A 20994-nucleotide genomic window follows, 5' to 3' on the forward strand; every position below is an offset into this window, starting at 1 on the left:
CTTTCTCATTTGCATCATCTCAATAACTTAATATATATTTATATATATAAAGTTATCGGTAAACCGATGTATTATAGGCCGCTACGAAAAAATGATGAATACGGTGGGGGTTTTTCAAAGCATTCTAGATGTCAGCCGTCTGAAGGTCTCTCATTTATTGAGTCATATCTTACAAATAGATATTTTACTTCAGACCGCTGACCAGTTACGCAACAAATTCGTTGCCCCACAACATATTTTATATTCCCATTACAATGCGAAGCATGTCGCGCAGCCCTGGTGCCAACCCCAGCATCAACACAAAGAATTTTATTAGCCCCACCAGTATGGGCTTTTCGATCAGCCCTTCCTTTAGATATATGTCCATTGCATATATTATCCCGATTATTATGGCAAGCTTTACCAATGGATACCCCAGACCATAAAAATTTTTCATGAGGAATAACGGTATGGGATGTTTCTCGCCATAGCTTATTCCTATCTTCAATGGATCTACTACCGCAAAGTAACTTGTCCATCCATCTATCATATGTGAAAATATAAGGGAAAGATTGATAGCCAAGGAGTACACACTGTTTTTGTACTTCCTTGCAAAAAAGAATGTGAGAAAAGTTATGAGAGCAGATATTGAGAGCACCAGAGGCACTATTGAAAGATTTACATCAGTGAACTTTCCCCATCTATCCCCATAAACCCACAGGGAAACGAGATACAATGAAGGCAACAGAAACACCAGGCCCAGAAAAAACATGGATGACGTGAGATTTTTCTTTTTGTAACCCATAAACAGTGCTAGGGAAACAATAGAAAAAAGAATCATAATGAGAGGATGGACGGGATGCTTGCAATTGCCTGTAAATAACAAATAAAATAGCATATATGCCGCGTTTATGAACACCAGGGCAGGAATAAACAATCTATTTTTTTTATCACTTCTTTCAACATAAATTCCAAGCAATATAGACAAAAAAAAGTATATCCCGACCTGCACATATATTAGGGGAGATATAAAAAAATAGGACAACGGCTTTTCGTACAATCCACTGTCTTCAAGCACCCTTAGCGTTGAGCCCAGAATTATGAATGGCAATGAAGCTATGAAAAATGATGTATTTATCTGTATATTGAAAAATTTGAAAAACCTGTACATAGAATAAAAAACTGCAAGCAGCAGCATTCCATAAATAAATTCAGACAGAAGCGTATAACCCTCTACAGCCCTTATTCCGTGATAGCTCACAGAATGGTCTGCCGCATCCGCCACTACGGGCCCCCAGAAATATTTCCATATGAATTGATCATAAAATATGTCCGGAGCAATCAATAATCCTGCTATAAACACCAGAACTGTAATAATTGCGGCAATCACCCATAAACGCATCTATTTGGAAATAAAAACGATATAATAAATTAGCGGTAAAAACATATCATTTTCCATTCTTTTTCTCATTTATCTTGTGGGCAAACACGCCAGCCCCGAAACCATTGTCTATATTGACAACCGCCATCCCCGGAGAACAACTGTTGAGCATGGTAAGCAATGCGGCAAATCCTCTTATACCTGTGCCATATCCCACGCTTGTCGGGAGAGCTACGACAGGAACAGGGAATAGACTGGATATAATCCCGGGCAACACACCGTCCATCCCAGCCGTTGCAACGATTACCGTAGCATTAAAAAGAGTGTTTTTAAATTCCAGAAGACGATGAATTCCGGCAGCCCCCACATCATATATCCTTTCCACTCTGCTTCCCAATGCTTCGGCCGTCACCGCCGCTTCCTCCGCAACGGGAATGTCTCCCGTGCCGGCGCTTGCCACCACGATATACCCTTCATTTCTTTCTTTTTCAATTTTCTTTCTTTTTCCTATCACGATTATTTTGCACTTTTCATAATATGTTGCATCGCCAAAATTTTTAACCGCCTTATAAACATCAGCATCTGCTTTCGTTATGAAAATCATGTCCTTTCCTCTCATTTCTTTTACAACGTTCACTATCTGCTCTTTTGATTTCCCGGGGGCAAATATTGCTTCAGGTATGCCCGTTCTCATCCTCCTGTGAGAATCGATTTTTATATCCCCCATGTCAAGGAAGGGGAGATAACGCAATTCCTCCATGGCCTTATCGCTGCTTGCTTTTCCGGACTGCACATCTTCAAGTATTTTTCTTATTCTTTCTTCCATCATATTATTGCATAAATGCTTTACAATGCTTAAAAAAGTTTGTTATCGCCTTTCAAAAAATTTAGATACTTTTTTAATAGCCCTTTGTTTATAGCCGTGGATACGGGGTTGGCGTATAACTTACGCCTCCCTCCCCCTCGTATCCTTTAGTACACCTTCAACCTGAATTAAGCGCTTTTTCAATATAGTTGGATATGGGGGAAATCCCGTTCAATGAGGTTCGTCCAAGAAAAACAGGTGGGAAGTGGAACCAGATGCAAACAGCATAGGCATGATCGGTGAGCCTTTCTTTCGGATGGTTCATCGGTAATTCCCTGAAGTAATCCACTTATCCCGGAAATTTTCTAAAAACCGTCAGTTTTAATAAATCTTTAACAATTCAAGACAGATGAAAGCCGACAAAAGCAAGGACTTCGATGAATGGTATAACGAAGTTGTCGAAGAGGCAGATTTATGTGATAAAAGGTATCCCGTAAAAGGAATGAATATATGGAAACCCTATGGCTGGGAAATAGAGCAGAACATAGATTCCATCATCCGTTTTGAAATGAGGGAAACGGGGCATAAGGAAGTTTATTTTCCTCTTTTAGTTCCCGAGAGCCTATTTCAAAAAGAATCAGAGCATATCAGGGGATTTGGCTCCGAAGTATTCTGGGTCACTCATGCTGGTGATAGGGAACTCGAGGAACGTTTGATTCTCAGGCCTACTTCCGAGACAGTGCTGTATCATATCTTCTCCTTATGGATTCGGTCTCATGCCGATTTGCCTCTGAAAACATTCCAGATAGTAAATACATTCCGGTACGAAACAAAGATGACAAAGGCATTCATAAGGGTTAGAGAGATACACTTTTTTGAGGCACATACCTGTCACAATGATTTTGAGGAGGCCGAAGCGCAGATAAGGGAAGACATTGAAATCGCTGGAAAATTTTTTGATAAGCTCAGTCTCCCATATATGATAAGTAAAAGGCCGGATTGGGACAAATTTGCGGGAGCAGAGTATTCCCTGGGAATCGATGTTCTCATGCCGTCAAAAAAGATACTTCAGGTCGCTTCGATACATCAATACAAGGATAATTTCTCCAGACCGTTCGAGATAAAGTATGAGGATGAGGGCGGAGAGCATAAATACTGCCATCAGACCACATATGGCATGTCGGAAAGAGTGCTTGGTGCTATCGTGGGAATGAACGGGGATGATAAAGGCATTGCACTTCCCTCTTCCATAGCCCCGATTCAGGTTGTTATCGTGCCCATAATATTTAAGGGAAAGGAAAAAATTGTCGAAAAAGAATGCAGGGCTGTCAAACAGGAACTCGATGGTGCGGGCATACGAACCCATCTGGATATGAGAGATAAAACACCTGGCAATAAATTTTATGACTGGGAACTGAAGGGTGTCCCTCTGCGTATTGAAATAGGGCCCAGAGATGTGGAGAAAGGCGTTGTTACTGTGGCGACGAGAGACGGCTTAAAGAAGGAAATAGACAGAAACAATCTAAGGGAGATAGAAGCGGAGATGAACCTTTTTGATAGGAGGATTTTCGAACGGGCAAAAAGGTTTTTGAAAGAAAACATCCACACTTTTCATACGCTCGAGAAAAAGGATGGAATAATAGAGGTTCCGTGGTGCGGCAGGGAGAAATGCGGCCTCAGAATGGAAGAAAAAACCGAAATGAAATCTCTTGGTACCCCATTTCCGGAAAGAAAATGCGATGGAAAGTGCGTTGTATGCGGGGAGGAAGGAAAGTACTGGCTTCGCCTTGCTAAAAGTTACTGATTTCTTTTTTCAATTTCTTTATCGTTCCGGATGTTTTCAGTGTCCTAATAAAAAATTTATCATTTATTTTCAGGGAATTCAGAAGATTTATCACGTCGTCCTTTCTGGTATGTTTGCATCTCGCTATCCCGTACTTTTTTTCGTAAACGGTAAGCCATGGCACATCGTCATCTTCATACGCCTTCCGGTAGGAATTATTTATGGCATGGATTATCTCCGATCTTGATATCCCACCATTAACCGAAAACAATATATATCTCTGCCTTCCTGTTTTTTCCTTTACCATCCTCAGAGTTCCCCGAACTCTTCCTGCAGGTCGATAACCAGTTCACGGAGCATGTCCTCAAACAGTATATTCCTGTATTCCCTCGTTCCGGCCTGGGTATGCGCCCTAGCTATGAACTCGCTCCCCTCTTTCACGATTTCTACGCGACATAATTCTTCTTCTACCGTGACCATATTCTCACTGGTATATACGTTGTGTATTTATTATTTTTGTATTGTACCTGGGTTCCACAGGAAATGAAAAAAGAGTTAAATCAACCTGGATCAGAAATTTATCTTCAGCAATTCCAAGTCTAGCCGGTTCATCATTCTGCATGCCAATAGAAAACTTTTTATTCTCTCGTTTTCCCCTGCCCAAATTTTATTTACCCCAGCCACATTATTTTTTATGCAGTTGGCAGAAGTAAATTTGGACACAATTATTGAAAAATGGGAGCGATTTTTTTATGACTACTGTAAGGAGGAAATAGACCATGCAGCCCTGCTCTATCCAGAAAAAAAGAGTTTAATTTTGGATTATTGGGTTATAGATACTCACGATGCCGAGATGGCCGAATTCTTGATAGAAAAGCCTTACATATGTTTGTATGCGGCAGAGGCAGCCCTAAAAAGGATGGATATGCCCGTGGAACCGTCTCCAAAATTGCATTTCAGGGTAAAAAACCTGCCCGAGACACAAAAAATAGGAATAAGGGACCTGAGATCCCAGCATCTCGGCAAATTCATAGCTGCTGACGGGCTTGTAAAAAAAGTTACAGAGGTAAGGCCAAAACTGGAAGATGCTGCCTTTCAGTGCCTTAAATGTGGCGCGATAATACGTGTCCCCCAGAACGAAAACATATTGAAGGAGCCTCTGGAATGTTACGAAGATCAGGGCGGGTGCGGCAGGAGAACTTCCTTCCGATTACTGACCGAGGAGTCGAAATTTATTGATTCCCAGAAAATAGAGATACAGGAAAATCCCGAAGATTTGCGTGGCGGTGCCCAGCCCCTCCGCCTGACCGTCTATCTCGAAGATGATCTGGTGGGCAGTATTGTTCCTGGAGACAGGGTTACCGTCAATGGCGTAATGCGTGGGCAGCAGAGAAGGATGGGAAACATAAAACTCACGGAATTCGACAAGGTCATGGATGCAAGCACCGTAGAACAGAAAGAGCAGGCGTTTGAAGAAGTGCAGATAAGTGACGAGGATGAAAAAAAAATAATAGAGGTAAGTAAAGATCCCCTCATATACAATAAGATAAAGGAGTCAATCGCACCGACGATATACGGGCTCGATAGGGAAAAGGACTCGCTTGCATTGCAGTTATTCGGCGGCATGGCGAAACATATGCCAGACGGAACAAGGATAAGGGGGGATATCCACATACTCCTCGTGGGTGATCCTGGAACTGCGAAATGCGTGAGTGGGGATACGGAGATACTTCTAGCAGATGGCTCTTTATGCGATATAAAAAGCGTGGTGGATGATGAAGAATCCAAAAAATTAAGCGGATTCGTCGATGACGGGATGTATATAGAAACGAATCACGATTTAATTTCCCTTGGCTTAAACGGTAAAAATGTCGATTCAACTGGAAATTTGCTTTGGAAGCGTTTCGCTCCAGAAAAAATGTACCGCATCACGACGAGTTCTGGTAGAGAAATAAAAGTCACGCCAACGCATCCATTTTTTGTTTTCGGTGACAATGCTCGTGTAAAAAAAAGGAAGGCGGAAGATTTAAAGGAAGGGGAATTTATAGCAACGCCGAGAAAAATCGATATTTTTGGCGAGCCGCAGCCCATTGATATCAATTACACTAGGTCAAAAGCGAGAAATGCCGTGAGGCTGAATCTGCCCGACAAAACCACGCCGGAATTCTGGAGATTTATCGCATTATTTATCGCGGAAGAATACTTGCAATTAAAGAGGAAAGATGGTTATCAACTATCCACGGCTTTTTTCACCAATAACGACCCACAGCTACTAGACGAATTCTGCGTATTTGCAAAAAAAATTGGACTTAATCCATCGTATAGAGCAGCGCATAAAGGAAAATCGGCGCGAGATATTATTGTTCCAAGGATAGAATTTGGTACGTTCTTGAAAAATATAGGAACTGGCGGTCCATCAACCGCAAAGAGAATACCAGATCTCCTCTTCAAGTGTTCAAAAGAAGAAATATCCGCTTTCCTTTCAGCATTATTTGACTGCGAAGGAACCGTATCAAAAAAATCTAGAGGAATTGTGCTATCGTCAGCATCTAAGAAATTGCTATCCCAAGTAAAGCATCTGCTATTGAGATTTGGGATAAATTCGCAGGTTCATCCAACGTTATCTAGGGCAACTAATTCGCCTTGCCATCAAAAAACAAAATATTATCGCTTGTCGATAACTGGAGAGGATGCGATCAAATTCGACCACGAAATAGGATTCACTGTGGCTGAAAAAAAAGAAAGGCTTAAAGAATTATGCAACTCCTCCCTAGCCTACAATACGAATGTAGACATCATACCAAACATTTCCTCTTTATTGAAGGAGATAAGAAATAAATTAAGACTAAACCAATCTGAATGCGGAATTTTGAGGAGTTCTTATCAACATTACGAAAGAGGAGATAAAAATCCATCTAGGTCGGCATTAAGTAGAATAAGTCAGCAATTTGATTATCGCATGAATTGGCTCGCTGAAGCAAGAAAGCGGTTGACATCATCAAATAATTGGCATGATTTAAGATCGATAAGAAAATCTTTGCATTATTCACAGCGAAAAATCGCTGATTTATCTGGATTCAGCCAAACCCTGTTATCGCAATATGAAAATGGAAAAATAGGATGCACGAAAATTAAACCTAAGAAAAAATGTGTTGAGACGACAAAGAATAAAGTGATTGGAGCATTGTTAAAATGCATCGAAGAAACCAACGTTATCGATCTCATATCTGCACTAAAAACCGTAGCTAATGCGGATATTTTTTGGGATAGGATAAAAAAGATTGAGAATTTCGCACCTGAGGAAGAATTCGTATATGATATTCAAGTGCCCGGATATCATAATTTTATAGCGAATGACGTATACGTCCATAACAGTCAACTCCTTCGATATGTATCCCAATTGGCGCCTAGATCAATTTACACTTCTGGTAAGTCATCATCAGCCGCTGGATTGACGGCATCAGCTATAAGAAGTGACGAATTCGGGGAAGGCAGGTGGACTCTGGAAGCTGGAGCACTTGTACTGGCAGACCTGGGTGTTGCCTGCGTCGATGAACTAGACAAGATGGATGCAAGAGATAGAGATGCGCTTCACCAGGCGATGGAACAGCAGGAAATTTCCATTGCAAAGGCAGGTATAAATGCTACATTAAAGTCAAGATGTTCTTTACTGGGCGCTGCAAACCCCAAATTTGGACGTTTTGATGAGTTTGCCTCGATTTCAGACCAGATAAATATGCCGCCAGCCCTTCTTTCCAGATTTGATTTGATATTTCCTGTCACGGACAGGCCGGACAGAGGGAGGGATACCAGCCTAGCTAGCCATATACTGGGGGTTCATCTAGCCGGGGAAAAAATGGAACATGAGGAACATATGGGAAAGGAGTATCCCGACGGATTGGAAAGTATAAAGCCTTCCATCGACCCAGAATTTTTTAGGAAATATATAGCATATGCAAAGAGAAACGTGTTTCCCGTAATGTCTGAAGAGGCAGTTGAAAAACTGAGGGACTATTATGTCGAAATAAGATCGGCAGCAAGAGATTCCGTGCCTTTCACACCCCGACAGCTGGAAGCTTTTGTCCGCATAGCAGAGGCATCTGCACGTATCCGCCTATCAGACGTTGTAACAGTGGAGGATGCACAGAGGGCGATTGGCATTGTGGACTACTATCTGGAAAAAGTCGGAGTTGACCGTGAAACGGGAGACCTGGATATAGATATTATAACGACGGGAATTTCTCATAGCCAGAAAGACAAAATGAAAATAATAACCATGATAATAAAAAACATATGTAAAGAAGAAGAATGTGCCACTCTGGAAGCAATAAAATCGAGGGGTATGGAGGAAGGACTTGATGAAAAAACTGTGGAAAATATGATGAGTAAAATGATAAGGGGGGGGATAGTATTTGAGCCAAAAAGAGGAAGATACAGACTCACCAATGAATAAAATGTGTATAAAAACATATGCAGTTGGAAATGAAATACTGGTGGCTGCATGTGACGCAGAATTACTTGGAAAAACACTGAAAGGCGGAGGCATCACCTTCAAAGTATCAAAGGATTTTTATGGCGATATATACGGTGACAAAAAAACGCTCGAGGAACACCTTCAAAGGGCTACAATAGCAAATTTAGTTGGCAGGAGATGTGTTGGATGCGGAATAAAGATGGGGCTTATATTGAAGGAAAATGTTTTAAACATAGGCGATATTCCTCATGCACAGTTTGCACTGATGATATAAAATGTTTTGTGTGGAATGTGGTAAAGAAACGGATGAAACCTTTAACGGTTTGTGCATTGAATGTTATGTAAAAATTAACAAATTTTTTGATATACCCAGCAGCATCGTTGTCAGCATCTGCAAAAATTGTAGCTCTTACAAAATAGACAAGGAATGGATGCAGGGCGGCCTGGAAAGCTTGATTAAGAAATTCTTGGAGAGGAGCACAAAGCATGATGAGATAAAAAATTTTAGAGTGAACATAGAAAAAAACAAAGTTACATGCAGTGGAAATTTCCACGGTTTTTTTATACGTGAAGATGGCCAGATAAACATAAAGATAAAAAATAGCATATGTGAGGTATGTTCAAGAATGAAAGGAGGGTACTTCGAAGCGATTTTGCAAGTGAGAAAAGAGAACATGGAAATGACGGAAAGTGAAATAAAATTGAGCGATGAAATAGTTTATGGAAAAGCATCAGCATACGGAGGTGCTTATATATCAAAGAGGGAAAGAAAGCATGGGGGGGTGGATTACTACATGGGTGACAAAAAGATAGCTGCTTCCGCCGCCAGAATTCTGAATGATGCATTTCGTGGAGAAACCAATATTTCATCCTCGCTTATAGGAGTGAAAGATGGCAGGGAGGTTTACAGAAATACATACATCGTGAGAATCCCAGAATATTCAAAAAATGGATATGTGGAAATCAATGACAGAGTATACAGAGTATTTGACATGGGAAAGAGAATCGGCCTGAGGGATATGGCAAGCGGTGAAAAAAAATATTTTTACAGGAATGAAATGTCGAAGGCAAAAGTTATGGATGTCGATGAACTGGAAGCGATCGTTTTATCAAAAAAAGAGAATGAAATACAGATTCTTGATCCGGAGAATTACAGAACAGTTGTGATATCGAAACCGAAGGAAATTGAAACAGGGGAGAAAGTTAAAATAATAAAATGGAAAGGAAGAATATACTTGGTTGGCGATTGAATGATAAAAGTAATTTCTTTTGATATGGACGGCACTCTTGTTCGGAAAGATTATGTTGATCATGTCTGGCTCGAAATAATCCCAACTATTTATGCAAAAAAGAAAGATGTAGATTTTGAAAAAGCGAAAAAATATATAGAAAGGGAGTACATGAAAGTGGGAGAACAATCTCTTGAGTGGTACGATATAAAGTACTGGCTGAAAAAATTGGATTTAAATTATGATTGGAAAAAACTGCTCAGGGAAAATGCATATCTTCTAAAGTTTTATCCCGAGGTGCCGGAAGTTTTGGACAGACTTGGCAAAAATTATGAACTTGTAATCATATCCAATGCTGCTAGAGAATTCATAAAAATTGAAGCTGAAGCGTTGAACCTCAGCAAAAAATTTGGACATATTTTTTCCGCCGTAACGGATTTCGGGCAAACGAAGAAGAATCCAAGCGTGTATAAAAAAATATGTCAAACGTTGGACGTAGAAAAAGGAGAGATAGTTCATATTGGCGATAGCTGGGAATTTGATTATTTATCTCCTTTAAAGGCTGGCATCACATCCTTCTATCTGGACAGGGAAGAAAAAATGGACGAAAGCCATGCGGTAAAAAATTTAAAGGAGTTCGAGGAAAAATTGTTAGATGAGAAAAAACGCTGGATGAATTAACGGAAAATATAAGGGAGGCTGTTGGGCTGCATTTTGAGGATGCCATATCAGGATGAGAAAAGAAACACCATCGGAAACTCATAATATCACCCTGCCTTATCACAATGAGATAGCGAAGGGCACACTAAGTGATATACTCTCAAAATTGGCACTGTGGAACTCGACTCCAAAAGAAGAACTTATCAGGATACTTAAAGACATATAAAACGTGATAACCATCATCTTATGTAAAATGTAAAGTGCATGAGGAGGAGTGAAGAAAAAGCAATTATAATGGGAGGAACAGCTGTTGAAATGGATACAAATGGTAATAGGGTGGAATTTTATATCGATGGCTCTGGGATGAAACAGCATTTTCCGAGCATACAATAAAAGCTGTTGCTTACAACAATGCAGGCAAGCCTTCTTTTCCTTCTTTATTTATATCGAAAGTTAACAATTAATATTTTAAACGCTAAATCATTTAACTTTTATGATATCTGATGAGGAAGCAATGGAAATGTTGGAGCAGGTGGGCGAGGAAAATTTGAGAAAACACATGATGGCGGTTGGGACGATAATGGAAAAGATGGCAGAGAAATTTAGCGAGGATAAAGAGATATGGAAAATGACAGGTTTGCTTCACGATATAGACTACAAAAAGTCGGATATGAATGAACATGGACTGTTGTCAGCAAAGATGCTTGAGGGGAAGTTGCCGGAAGAAGCGCTTCATGCCGTAAGGGCCCACAATGAGAGAACTGGAGTGAAGGCAGAGACTTTGATCGACAAAGCTCTGATTGCTGCTGATGCCGCCTCCGGTCTTGTGGTTGCCACCGCTCTGGTGATGCCCGGGAAGAAGCTGTCGGAAGTGAAGACGAAATCGTTGATTCATAAATTCAAGGACAAATCCTTTGCAAAAAATATAGACAGGGGAAGGATATTGGTATGCGATAAAATCGGAATGGATACGAGGGAGTTCCTATCGCTGGCACTTGAGGCGATGAATGGAATAAGCGATGAACTAGGCCTTTAACATTATTGTTTCATCTCTTGAAGGACCTGTTGATATGATATTTATGGGCACGTCCAGCCATTCCGATATGGCGTCGAGATATTTCTTCGCTTTTGGTGGTAGATCATCATATTTCTTAACCCCTGCCGTTGTTTTCCATCCATCCATTTCCTCGTATATCGGCCTGCACTTTGATAGCAATGATAACGATGAAGGAAAATTATCCGTTTCATTCCCGCCACATTCATACCTCTTGCATATCTTTACTTTTTCAAGCCCGTCGAGTACATCCAGTTTGGTTACAGCAATCTCATCGACATAATTTATCCTGCACGCATACCTGGCAGCGACAAGGTCAAGCCATCCGCACCTTCTCCTTCTTCCCGTGGTAGTACCGTATTCATTTCCCTTTTCTGTAAGATGATTTCCCACATCGTCGGTAAGTTCGGTCGGCATCGGTCCCTCTCCAACCCTGGTGGTATATGCCTTGAGAATACCAACAACTTTATCAAATCTCTTTGGACCGACGCCAGCCCCGATGGAGGCGCCGCCGGCGACGGGATGGGATGAAGTGGTGTATGGATACGTACCGAAGTCAATATCCAGCATGCATCCCTGTGCCCCTTCAAATAAGACGGTCTTGCCCGCATCAAGCATTTTGTTTATATACAGGGTAGTATCCGTGACGTACTTCCCGAGTTTTTTACCATATGAACTGTATTCCCTAAATATTTTATCGATATCAAGTTTTTCTCTAGAATGAAATGCATTTATCATCGCCTGCTTTATCGGGATGATTCTTTCCAATTTTTCTTTTAATATATGACTGTCAATCATATCTTCCATTCTTATTCCAAAACGCGAAATTTTATCAGCGTAACATGGGCCTATCCCCCTGCCGGTAGTGCCTATTTTTTTGTCCCCGAGTAAATTTTCTTCAGCTCCGTCGAGAATATGGTGGTACGGCATTATGACGTTTGTCCTATCACTTATGTGAAGCCGCAATTCTATTCCTTCCTCTCTCAGCATCTCAATTTCACCAAGCAGAACCGAAGGGTTTAAAACGACACCGTTGCCGATGACTACTTCCTTGCCCTGTACAGCCCCTGAGGGTATAAGATGGAACTTGTATTTTTTTCCACTGGCAATGACCGTATGCCCTGCATTGTTGCCACCCTGAAAGCGGGTGACGCAGTCCGCATAACCTGCATAAAAATCCGTTATTTTTCCCTTTCCCTCATCCCCCCACTGAAGCCCGATGAGTACAATCGCCGGCATGTTGTTTATACCCCAATAGTTATTTTTCCTTTCTTCTTCAATTCTTCAATATTTTTATCTATGATTTTGTCTTTTCCCTCCAGCAGTTTCCGTGCCTTCACATTTTGCTCTTTTATCATGTCCTTTGCTTTCTTGTACCTGCTCTTTCTCTCGTTTTTTATGGCAATTACCTTCCCAAGCATCTGTACGGCTTTCTGATGAATCTCATCCGCCTTTTGCTTTGTCTCTATATATTCATTATGTTTTTCATTTGATTCTTTTATTAACTTTGAGACTTCATCAATCAATTTTACATATTTTTCGTGATATTGCTGGCTTTCCTGATAGTATTTGACCACCATTTCATGTTCTCCATCAGCCATCTTGAATAGCTCGTCTATGGATTTGTCCAAATCTGTGAGGTCAACTTCAACTTTTTTCTGCTTTTCCACTTCTTTCATCGATGCCGCATATTCCTTTCTTTTTTCCTTTATTTCTCTTATTATGCGTTCTTCTTCTTTTGGTTTCATGGGCACTGTTTCCTGTTCGTATTCCAGCTTTCTTATTTCGATTTTTAATTCCTTGGCCTGCAAAAATACATTCCCTTTGTATGCATTTTTTTGTTTTCTCTTTGCCTGAATGAGCGACTTACCCTGGGATTGATATTCCGTGCGTTTCTCTTTGTGTTTTCTCATCTCTTTTACAATGTCGTCCCTCATTTTCTTTACGCTTTTCATCTCTTCAAGCAGTTTCTTCTTCTCCTGGTTCAAAAGATCTCTTTCCTCACGCAAAACCTTTGCCATTCTGTTCAATTCATCTCTTTTTTCCCGCAGCTGCTGGTATTTTTCCTCGGATTTTCCCAACTCCTCACGTAGTTGCTTTGAGGGAAGAGAAAGGATTTCTTGCATGGGAAAAGTATACTCTCATCAAATAAAAAATTTTGGAATGCGATGGAATATGAGAATTAACGATGGTTAATACTAAATAAGGTTTTTTTATATAGGAATGGATGAAAGGAAAAGTTCCATGCGAAATAATCACCTGGTATATCCTTCCCGCAATCAGAAGGGAGCTTTCAGCCGTCATAATAAAGGACTACGATATGCACCAGAAGGATGCGGCAAAATTGCTCGGTCTTACAGATGCGGCCATTTCCCAGTATATCTCAAAAAAGAGGGGAAACATCGATTTGGGAGGGATGGGAAAGGAGGAATTTGAAATATCTGCAAGGAATATAGTAGATGGAAAGCCTGTGGAAAAGGAAATATGCAGGCTGTGCAAGTTCCTGATATCTAACAGGATTTTAGATAGAATAGAATATTAAACAACGGCCGGTGACTTGTTCTTGGGAAAGAGTGTTATTCCACTTTTTCTATCCTACCGCTTCTTCCGGTTGATATTTGTAGTTGATTGTTCCATTCCTTTACCCAGCCATCCGTGATTTTCACGGTTTCATTTGCTGCCACCTTGTCTATTTCCTCATTCCAAAGTGTTACTTGTACGGTATTTCCCTCATCGTCTTCACCGACCAAATCACAAACTCTGGCAGTTCCCCCGAATCTTTTTGTAATTTCCCTTGGTTCGCTCTTCTCAATTATTTTCAAAACAATCTCGTCCACACTGCTGTTTGCTTTCAAATCAGATACTTTCATTTTTATCCAAAGGGAATACTGGATGGAATATTTAAAAGCAACGCCACATAATTTTTAAAGTTTGTAAATCTGAAGCCGGCGAAGGGATTTGAACCCTCGACCTGCTGATTTCCTGCATCCTTTTCCGTTAACGCTTTTGCAGACATGGAAAAGGGTTACAAGTCAGCCGCTCTTCCGCTAAGCTACGCCGGCTTAGGTATGGAATATGCCTGTTGTTAAAAAATTTTACCCAACATTTTTTATGCCAAAAGGATATATCGTATCATGCGTGCTTTGCTGATAGGAAGATTCCAGCCTTTTCATAAAGGGCATACAGAACTTGTAAAATATGTATTGGAAAAATACGGTGAATTAGTTATCATCATAGGTTCTGCACAGGAGAGTTACACTTTTCATAACCCCTTTACGGCGGGAGAAAGATACCTGATGATTTATAAGGCGATGGAAGAGATAAAGATTGAAAAATGTCATGTCATTCCAGTACCGGATATAAACCGCTACGGTGTATATGCCAGCCATATAATAGATCTTTCCCCAAAATTTGATGTGGTTCTGTCAAATAATGCACTCATAAAAGAAATATTCGAAAAGGATGACATCAATGTTATCGAAACGCCCATGTTCGAAAGAGAAAAATACTCCGGCACCGAAATAAGGCGCCGGATGGCTGAAGGCGAGAAATGGGAACATCTTGTGCCAGAGGCTGTAGCAAGGACAATAAAAGAAATAAAAGGTGATGAAAGAATCAGGAAGCTCTACCAGATAAAATGAACTCCAGAGCCCTTTTTCTTAGAAAGAAAAAGTACTTCAGCCCAAAAAGAACTTTTTAAAAGGTATTTCACCCCAAAAGAAAATTTCAATCCCACTATTGCCGGCAATCATTCCCTCTGGCGATTTTCCCTTAACTTTATCTGGATGGATCCTGATCATATGTTAGGGCATATTTTCTACTTGACTTCGCCACAGAACTTACAAACTTCAAATCTTTTCTTTTTCATCTTTACTAGACATAATTACTCCTTAAAGAATAATTCCGATACCTGAGTCTGTCCCAATTCTGTTAACTCAACTTCATCTAAAGTTAAAACACCACAATCTTCACACTTTATTTCGTTTTCAAAGCCCAATTTTTCTCCGAAAGCGATTTTTCCAACTTCAAAATCAAAATTCTTCCCGCATCTAAAATTGATTATTGCCATTATTTCTCCTTTTCATATTATCATTTTATCCCAAACTCTTTCTTAAAATCTCTGATATTCATGCCCGATTCCTTAATAAGTGACTTAAATCGCTCAATATTCTCTTTTTCTACCTCTTTGGCAGCCTTCTCAAAATCTTTATAACTGTTGTCATTAAATTTTTTCAATATCTGTGCTTTAAGGAAATAATATTGAGGATGTCTCATGTCAACTTTTTCGGCAACTTCTATACATTTATTTAACTCATCCAACGCTTCTCTAAAATAAAGGGTATTAAACTTAATAACTGCTCGATGAAAATATGCCATCGGATAATCTTTATTCAAATCTATTAATTCCCGAATAAATTTTTCAGCTTCTCTATAATCTTTAAGGCATATGAGACATTCAATTTTCATAGAATAAATGACTTCCCTCATTCCTTGTTTCATTTCCAAATCTATTATTTTGTCTATAACATCTATAGCCTTTTTGAACTCCCGCTTGGACATGAGATCGTTTATTTCTCCTATAGAATCACTCAAGGCTATCAATGAATAAGGAATAAATTCCTCTTTAATCCAGAAGTTTTCCATAAAATTCTCTGTCCTTTTTGGATCTATTTTTCTTGCTTTTCCAATCCATTTTTTATATGAAGAATCGTTCAATTGATACAAGATTTGAGCTTTCATCATAATACTGTCAAAGCTATCGCTATAAATCTTCAATGCTTTATCGATCGATTTCAGTGCATTATCATAATCTCCAACTGCAAACATAATACCCGCAACCTGACGATGCGCTTGATCACAGCTAGGATTTATTTCCAGTAAAGTCTTTGAACAATCTAGGGAATCTTCCAATTTTTCTAGATGAAATAAACACTCTGCTTTAATCAACAAGGCTTCCTCGCACTTTGGATGAGCATCCAACATCTTATTGCAAATCTTTAGCGAGCCTTCGTAATCTCTTTTGTTAATGAGTTCCTCTGCTTTATATATAAATTCTCCGATTTCCGGTTTTTTATTGATCTTTCCCATCTTTACCCCTTTTTTTCCTTCTCTCAGGTAGATAGCATCCCGCCGAGCAGTCGAAAGCATCCTCGGGCGTCACTTCAAAAGTGCCCCGCGATCCTACACACGGTGCGTATCTTTCATCACTGTACTTATAGAAGGCAAATCTCCAACTATCAGGATTACCAAGCCATTCCAGACGGCAGAGATGCGTTGGCCTTCCTGGCACATCTGGATCTATCGCATCGATATAGGCAAAGCGCCCCCGAAAGCGAATTCTGATCATCGTATTCCATTCTTCTTTAGCATAATTGCGCAGCCTCTCTTCAAGGCGCTCGCGCTCTTTTTCTGGAATATCCTTATACTGCCTTACCCAAACCTTTTTACTCATCATTATCACCAATAAAACATGATTCCAGATTCTAAATTTCTTCTCCCTTTTCATCTTCAAAGCCCCTTTATCTCGGCCATAAAGTTAATTTTTCTCTTATGAATGGTGCGTATATCTTCGATGTATTTCACCCAATTGTCCATTCTATCCATTCTTTTGTAAACTGCCTTTGCCTTTTTTAGGTACCCTGCTGCTCTTCTATATGCATCATTACTCCTCATATCTATGCTTTTCTCGGCGATTTGACTATAAATCTCAATTGCTTTCTCTGGGAATCTACGCTCAACAGATTCTGCTAATTTTTTCAGAGTGTATTCACCAATTCCCTTACTATGCTCCAATGCCTTTTCCAGATCCTTTGTCTCCAGATAAATGCCAACCAATAGGTCCTCGTTTCTCTTATTATCTTCCAGAAATTCGATAATCTTTCCCCTTTCTTCATCCCACCTACCAAGCAAGGCTGATGCCTCTTTAATCTTGATAAATCCATTTCGTGTAGAATCAAAGAAAATTTTCCAACCAATAGATAGGGCACTTTCATAATCTCCTTGATTTTTGTAGAGTTCATAGAGTTCTTCCCTCAATTTTATTCCATTATCAATCCCTTCTTTTGCCGCATGAATGGCTTCCCCATACCTATTGAGCTCCTTGAGTTTATCGACTAATCTCCTATATCTTTTCCACTCCTTGCACAATTCTATATAACGTTCATTATCCCTCCGCTCTACTATTTCCAAGATAAGGTCCTGTGCATTTTCTATTTCCCATTCATCTTTTTTACCTGCCTTCTTCAACTTTCCCCAAGCGAGATCTTCTATCTTTGCTAAAGAATCGTTATTTAACTCTTTCATTGCTTCTAAAATAGCATCCTCCACTCCATAATCTGAAAATTTGAAATACAATTTGATCAACCTTGGCGCAATAATATTTTCATCGATATCAGCATTTCTCAGAGATTTACCATATAGAGAACCGAGTTCCACGATAAAATCTCCGAATGAACCAGATGAATCGTCTACGTAATCAATTTTCTTCATGCACTTCTCAATAAAATAGAACAATAGGTCGCATGCATCATTTGGATAAGGGTCGATGAGTTTTCTTATGTCTTTCTCTATTCTATTGAGATTTTTTATGAAATCTATTTGTGAATAATAATCGATGAAATCCACATCCATAGCATTGGCAATCTCGCGCTTATAAGAATTAACATCTATGCTTTTCCTAAGGGCTATTGATGCATCGACCTTCAACGATTTCAATAAATTCATATTCGTAGATGCATAACCCATAATTATTTCAACCAATTTATCTTTATCAACACCTTGAAGATATTCTTTAACGTGCTTTGTATCAATAAACTCAACCTTTGACTTTGAAGAGTCACGATTTACCCATGCAAGAAGAACTGCGGCGATATGCTTACAAAAACCTTCAAATGGGCAAGAACAATCTGCTTCCATTATACCGTCTTTTTCCTTAATCTCCACATCATAGATATAGGTGCCAATTACCTTTGCATGTATGATCCCATCGACCTCGATGAGTTCTCTTACAAAGCCACGTTTATAATAATCCTCGCCTCTACAGAATATACGCTCATCGCACATCCCCATAACATTGCTTCTTTTTAGTTTAGAAAGCATTTACTCCCCACCTTATTTTTTCTTTATCCATCCAAACATCATGGGATATAGGTCAGCCATGTGAAGCTCTCTCCTTAAAGCAACGATTTTTGTTTCTTTGAAGTATGTTGAGCCTTATCTTATGGACAGATGTTTTGCTTCAGACCACTGACCAGTTACCGTCATGGTAAATTGGAATCTCAACTTTCATTTTTAATCTCGATTACCGTTGTTATCACTATTATTAATGCAATGCATTTGCATTTAAAATATTTTGCCATTTGACATTTGAATTCGAATATGCGATCAGAAAAAAAATAATTTCAGTCCCATCATTTAGACTTTTGAACTGAAGTTGCATTGCTATACTAGATGTAATAAAACCAAAAAACAAATTATGATAATGCGTTATCACAAAAAAGTAAATTTATGACAATAGATTATCATAAAATTTAAAAACTATGATATCATACTGTCACATATGGCGATAAAGTTATCGGGATTGAATCCTCAAAATGCGTGGTGGAAAGGAAGAGATTGGGAAAAAAACGATAATGATTTGAAAAATTTAGAGATTCTCTTAAATAGGCGAAAAACAGGAATAAAAAAAGGAGAAATTTATCTTTTAAGAGGCATAAGAAGAGCAGGAAAAACTGTTTACGCCAAACTTCTAATAAAGGATTTGACAGAAAAAATAGATGGGAAAAAAATAATCTACATTTCATGCGATAGATACAGTTTGAGGGAAATAAAAAATATAGTTGGAGAATTTGTGAAAAGGTTCAATGGAGAAGTTGTTATTTTTGATGAAATAACTTACCTTGGTGGTTGGAACATTTTATTAAAAGAGCTTGCAGAAACAACAGATTTGACAATCATAGCAACTGGCTCAAATCCCGTAAAGATTAAAGAGAGGGAAGAGCGACTTCCTGGAAGAAAAATTGAGGGAAATGAATACTTTCTTAATCCACTATGTTTCAGAGAATTTATAAATAATCTTGTAGATATGAAGGACAAAATAAAAAATCCTGATGCTCGTAGACTTGCAAGCAAAATTAAAAAATTTGATAGTTTTCCTCCTCTCAATCCCAACATTGAAGATATGGTTCCTTACTTTGACGAGATTGAACCCCTATTTTATTCCTATATTTTGACTGGGGGATTCCCCGATGCAACATTAGAATATTTGAAAAAAGGAAAAATAGATGAAAATTTTTATGAAACGATGATTCGCCTATTTCTTGGAACATTATCAAAAGAGAATAAAAGTGAAGAGATTGGAAGAGGGATAATGGAAAAAATACTGATTTCTGGATCTTCAAGACTTGATTTTATCACAATCGCCTCAGATATTGGAATACACCACAATACCGTAAGAGAATATATGGAAGTACTTGAAAAGTCTAGAATAATTTATCTTCTTCCAGCATGGGATATAAATAAGAAAAGATATTCTTTGAGAAAACAGAAAAAAATTATTTTCCAGAGCAGTTTAATTCCACAAGCTCTTCATCACTATATAACGGGGTGCACATACGAGGATATTTTAGATTTTGTAGATAAGAATTTGGAAGTTATTGTAGAGCAACTTGTATCAAGCCATATAATCTGGAGTTTTGAGAAACCAATTATTAAAGAAAGACACAGCTTTGCAGGATTCTATTATGATAGAAAAGAATGTGATTTATTAATACTAGAACATGGAAAAAATTATGGATATGAAATTAAGTATGGAAAATTAGAAAAAGAAAGATATCCATTCAAAGTTTTTTATATAACAAAAGACGCAATGGATGAAAATGCGTATCCAGCACCATTATTTCTTGCAGGCATAGAAAAAAGTGAAAATGCCATCTAAGCACATCCACCCATCATGATAAATTGGAATTTCAACCTTCATCTGTGTTATGCCTTTAAAATATTTTACTTCAATTTCTTCAAATTTCTATTCCACTAAAACCTGCACTTGTCTTCATTTTCTTTTAGCCATCTTCTTTTCTCTTTATAATTGGGCACTGCTTCTTCAACTAATACCCAAAACCTTTTAGAATGATTGTGTTCAATCAGGTGAGCCAGCTCATGTATGCATACATATTCCAACACGTCATCTGGAGCGAAGAGCAGTCTCGTTGAAATATTGATGTTACCTGCTGTAGAACAGCTTCCCCAGTTTGACTTATTATGTTTAAAGAATATCTTATTTATTTTCTGGTTGAAATGCTTCTTGTTTAATTCCTCGATCTTCTCTTGGAGTTTCGGCAGCCTTTTACTAGCAATACATCTACTGATAAGCGTGGCTATATGATCATTCTGCTTTTCTTTTGAAAGATTGTTTGATATCAAGAGTTGAATCTTATTACCCATTATTCTTGCTGAACTACTCTTCTTATCTTTGAATTCTATCTTGAGTGTATATTCCTCATCACCGACTTTTAGTATATCTCCATCCTTGTATTCTTTTTGTCTCTCTGGTCTGAATCTATGGGGGTTTTCCTTCAGTTTGTTTCTCGCCCAAACTTTCATCTTCATCAACTGTCTAAAACGCTCCTCTC

23 protein-coding genes and 1 tRNA gene are annotated in these 20994 nt (G+C 38.9%); 11 read left to right on the plus strand and 13 right to left on the minus strand.

The features are described 5' to 3' along the window. Nucleotides 1-238: 238 nt before the first annotated feature. Both U9O96_07110 and larB read right to left on the minus strand, forming a co-directional pair. The gene (locus U9O96_07110; GenBank protein MEA2054852.1) at nucleotides 239-1381 is read right to left on the minus strand and encodes a DUF63 family protein; all 1143 of its coding nucleotides are present in this window, start codon (nucleotides 1379-1381) and stop codon (nucleotides 239-241) included. A gap of 46 nt (nucleotides 1382-1427) precedes the next feature. Beyond that, entirely contained in the window at nucleotides 1428-2189 is a 762-nt protein-coding gene (gene larB / locus U9O96_07115) for a nickel pincer cofactor biosynthesis protein LarB (GenBank protein MEA2054853.1), read from the minus strand. Nucleotides 2190-2574: 385 nt separating this feature from the next. Here larB and proS point away from each other — a divergent pair, with 385 nt between their 5' ends. Next, nucleotides 2575-3969: a proline--tRNA ligase gene (gene proS / locus U9O96_07120; protein MEA2054854.1), complete on the plus strand. Its 1395-nt coding sequence runs from the start codon at nucleotides 2575-2577 to the stop codon at nucleotides 3967-3969. Here proS and U9O96_07125 read toward each other — a convergent pair. Further along, nucleotides 3956-4255, minus strand: coding sequence for an Rpp14/Pop5 family protein (locus U9O96_07125; protein MEA2054855.1), 300 nt, complete (start codon nucleotides 4253-4255; stop codon nucleotides 3956-3958). The two genes, proS and U9O96_07125, sit on opposite strands and share 14 nt — an antisense overlap. A gap of 2 nt (nucleotides 4256-4257) precedes the next feature. Next, a complete protein-coding gene (locus U9O96_07130; protein ID MEA2054856.1) occupies nucleotides 4258-4428 on the minus strand; it encodes a hypothetical protein in 171 nt (56 codons plus the stop codon). A gap of 214 nt (nucleotides 4429-4642) precedes the next feature. Between U9O96_07130 and U9O96_07135 the strand changes: the two genes are divergently transcribed. The 7 genes from U9O96_07135 (at nucleotide 4643) to U9O96_07165 (ending at nucleotide 11347) form a co-directional block, all read left to right on the plus strand. Continuing rightward, nucleotides 4643-8401 carry an LAGLIDADG family homing endonuclease gene (locus U9O96_07135; GenBank protein MEA2054857.1) on the plus strand — a complete coding sequence of 1253 codons (3759 nt, stop codon included), beginning with the start codon at nucleotides 4643-4645 and terminating at the stop codon, nucleotides 8399-8401. Next, nucleotides 8394-8696, plus strand: a complete 303-nt coding sequence (locus tag U9O96_07140; GenBank protein ID MEA2054858.1) for a DUF424 family protein — start codon at nucleotides 8394-8396, stop codon at nucleotides 8694-8696. The genes U9O96_07135 and U9O96_07140 overlap by 8 nt, the downstream gene beginning before the upstream one ends. A 1-nt stretch (nucleotide 8697) precedes the next feature. Further along, nucleotides 8698-9672 (plus strand): NMD3-related protein, encoded by a 975-nt coding sequence (locus U9O96_07145; protein MEA2054859.1) that lies wholly within the window; start codon nucleotides 8698-8700, stop codon nucleotides 9670-9672. Beyond that, a complete protein-coding gene (locus tag U9O96_07150; GenBank protein ID MEA2054860.1) occupies nucleotides 9673-10332 on the plus strand; it encodes an HAD family hydrolase in 660 nt (219 codons plus the stop codon). It begins immediately after the preceding gene. 52 nt (nucleotides 10333-10384) lie between these two features. Then, nucleotides 10385-10537, plus strand: coding sequence for a type II toxin-antitoxin system HicA family toxin (locus tag U9O96_07155; protein MEA2054861.1), 153 nt, complete (start codon nucleotides 10385-10387; stop codon nucleotides 10535-10537). Nucleotides 10538-10575: 38 nt separating this feature from the next. Then, on the plus strand, nucleotides 10576-10704 hold the full coding sequence (locus U9O96_07160) for a hypothetical protein (GenBank protein ID MEA2054862.1): 129 nt from the start codon (nucleotides 10576-10578) through the stop codon (nucleotides 10702-10704). Nucleotides 10705-10804: 100 nt separating this feature from the next. Continuing rightward, nucleotides 10805-11347 (plus strand): HDIG domain-containing protein, encoded by a 543-nt coding sequence (locus U9O96_07165; protein MEA2054863.1) that lies wholly within the window; start codon nucleotides 10805-10807, stop codon nucleotides 11345-11347. Here the strand turns inward: U9O96_07165 and U9O96_07170 are convergent. After that, the gene (locus tag U9O96_07170) at nucleotides 11336-12604 is read right to left on the minus strand and encodes an adenylosuccinate synthase (GenBank protein ID MEA2054864.1); all 1269 of its coding nucleotides are present in this window, start codon (nucleotides 12602-12604) and stop codon (nucleotides 11336-11338) included. The two genes, U9O96_07165 and U9O96_07170, sit on opposite strands and share 12 nt — an antisense overlap. Before the next feature lie 5 nt (nucleotides 12605-12609). After that, nucleotides 12610-13491 carry a hypothetical protein gene (locus U9O96_07175; GenBank protein MEA2054865.1) on the minus strand — a complete coding sequence of 294 codons (882 nt, stop codon included), beginning with the start codon at nucleotides 13489-13491 and terminating at the stop codon, nucleotides 12610-12612. A gap of 101 nt (nucleotides 13492-13592) precedes the next feature. Between U9O96_07175 and U9O96_07180 the strand changes: the two genes are divergently transcribed. Next, the gene (locus tag U9O96_07180; protein ID MEA2054866.1) at nucleotides 13593-13907 is read left to right on the plus strand and encodes a transcriptional regulator; all 315 of its coding nucleotides are present in this window, start codon (nucleotides 13593-13595) and stop codon (nucleotides 13905-13907) included. A 34-nt stretch (nucleotides 13908-13941) separates the two neighbouring features. Here U9O96_07180 and U9O96_07185 read toward each other — a convergent pair whose 3' ends face one another. After that, the gene (locus U9O96_07185) at nucleotides 13942-14235 is read right to left on the minus strand and encodes a hypothetical protein (GenBank protein ID MEA2054867.1); all 294 of its coding nucleotides are present in this window, start codon (nucleotides 14233-14235) and stop codon (nucleotides 13942-13944) included. Between the two features lie 73 nt (nucleotides 14236-14308). Continuing rightward, a tRNA-Thr gene (locus tag U9O96_07190) sits at nucleotides 14309-14427 on the minus strand. A gap of 72 nt (nucleotides 14428-14499) precedes the next feature. Here U9O96_07190 and U9O96_07195 point away from each other — a divergent pair. After that, on the plus strand, nucleotides 14500-15006 hold the full coding sequence (locus tag U9O96_07195) for a nicotinamide-nucleotide adenylyltransferase (GenBank protein MEA2054868.1): 507 nt from the start codon (nucleotides 14500-14502) through the stop codon (nucleotides 15004-15006). A gap of 242 nt (nucleotides 15007-15248) precedes the next feature. Here the strand turns inward: U9O96_07195 and U9O96_07200 are convergent, their stop codons facing one another. From U9O96_07200 to U9O96_07215, 4 genes are read right to left on the minus strand one after another with little or no spacing between them, the layout of a single operon-like run. After that, entirely contained in the window at nucleotides 15249-15434 is a 186-nt protein-coding gene (locus U9O96_07200; GenBank protein MEA2054869.1) for a hypothetical protein, read from the minus strand. Nucleotides 15435-15454: 20 nt separating this feature from the next. Continuing rightward, entirely contained in the window at nucleotides 15455-16453 is a 999-nt protein-coding gene (locus U9O96_07205; protein MEA2054870.1) for a hypothetical protein, read from the minus strand. Next, entirely contained in the window at nucleotides 16437-16817 is a 381-nt protein-coding gene (locus U9O96_07210) for a hypothetical protein (protein MEA2054871.1), read from the minus strand. The genes U9O96_07205 and U9O96_07210 overlap by 17 nt, the downstream gene beginning before the upstream one ends. Nucleotides 16818-16873: 56 nt before the next feature. Beyond that, nucleotides 16874-18463: an SWIM zinc finger family protein gene (locus U9O96_07215; GenBank protein ID MEA2054872.1), complete on the minus strand. Its 1590-nt coding sequence runs from the start codon at nucleotides 18461-18463 to the stop codon at nucleotides 16874-16876. A gap of 460 nt (nucleotides 18464-18923) precedes the next feature. Here U9O96_07215 and U9O96_07220 point away from each other — a divergent pair, with 460 nt between their 5' ends. Continuing rightward, a complete protein-coding gene (locus U9O96_07220; GenBank protein MEA2054873.1) occupies nucleotides 18924-20300 on the plus strand; it encodes an AAA family ATPase in 1377 nt (458 codons plus the stop codon). Between the two features lie 95 nt (nucleotides 20301-20395). Here U9O96_07220 and U9O96_07225 read toward each other — a convergent pair. Then, nucleotides 20396-20994, minus strand: a 599-nt coding sequence (locus U9O96_07225) for a M48 family metallopeptidase (GenBank protein ID MEA2054874.1), incomplete at its 5' end; no start/stop codon positions are given.

The sequence above is a fragment of the Candidatus Thermoplasmatota archaeon genome, assembly GCA_034660695.1.
In the GTDB taxonomy this organism is placed as follows: domain Archaea; phylum Thermoplasmatota; class E2; order UBA202; family DSCA01; genus JAYEJS01.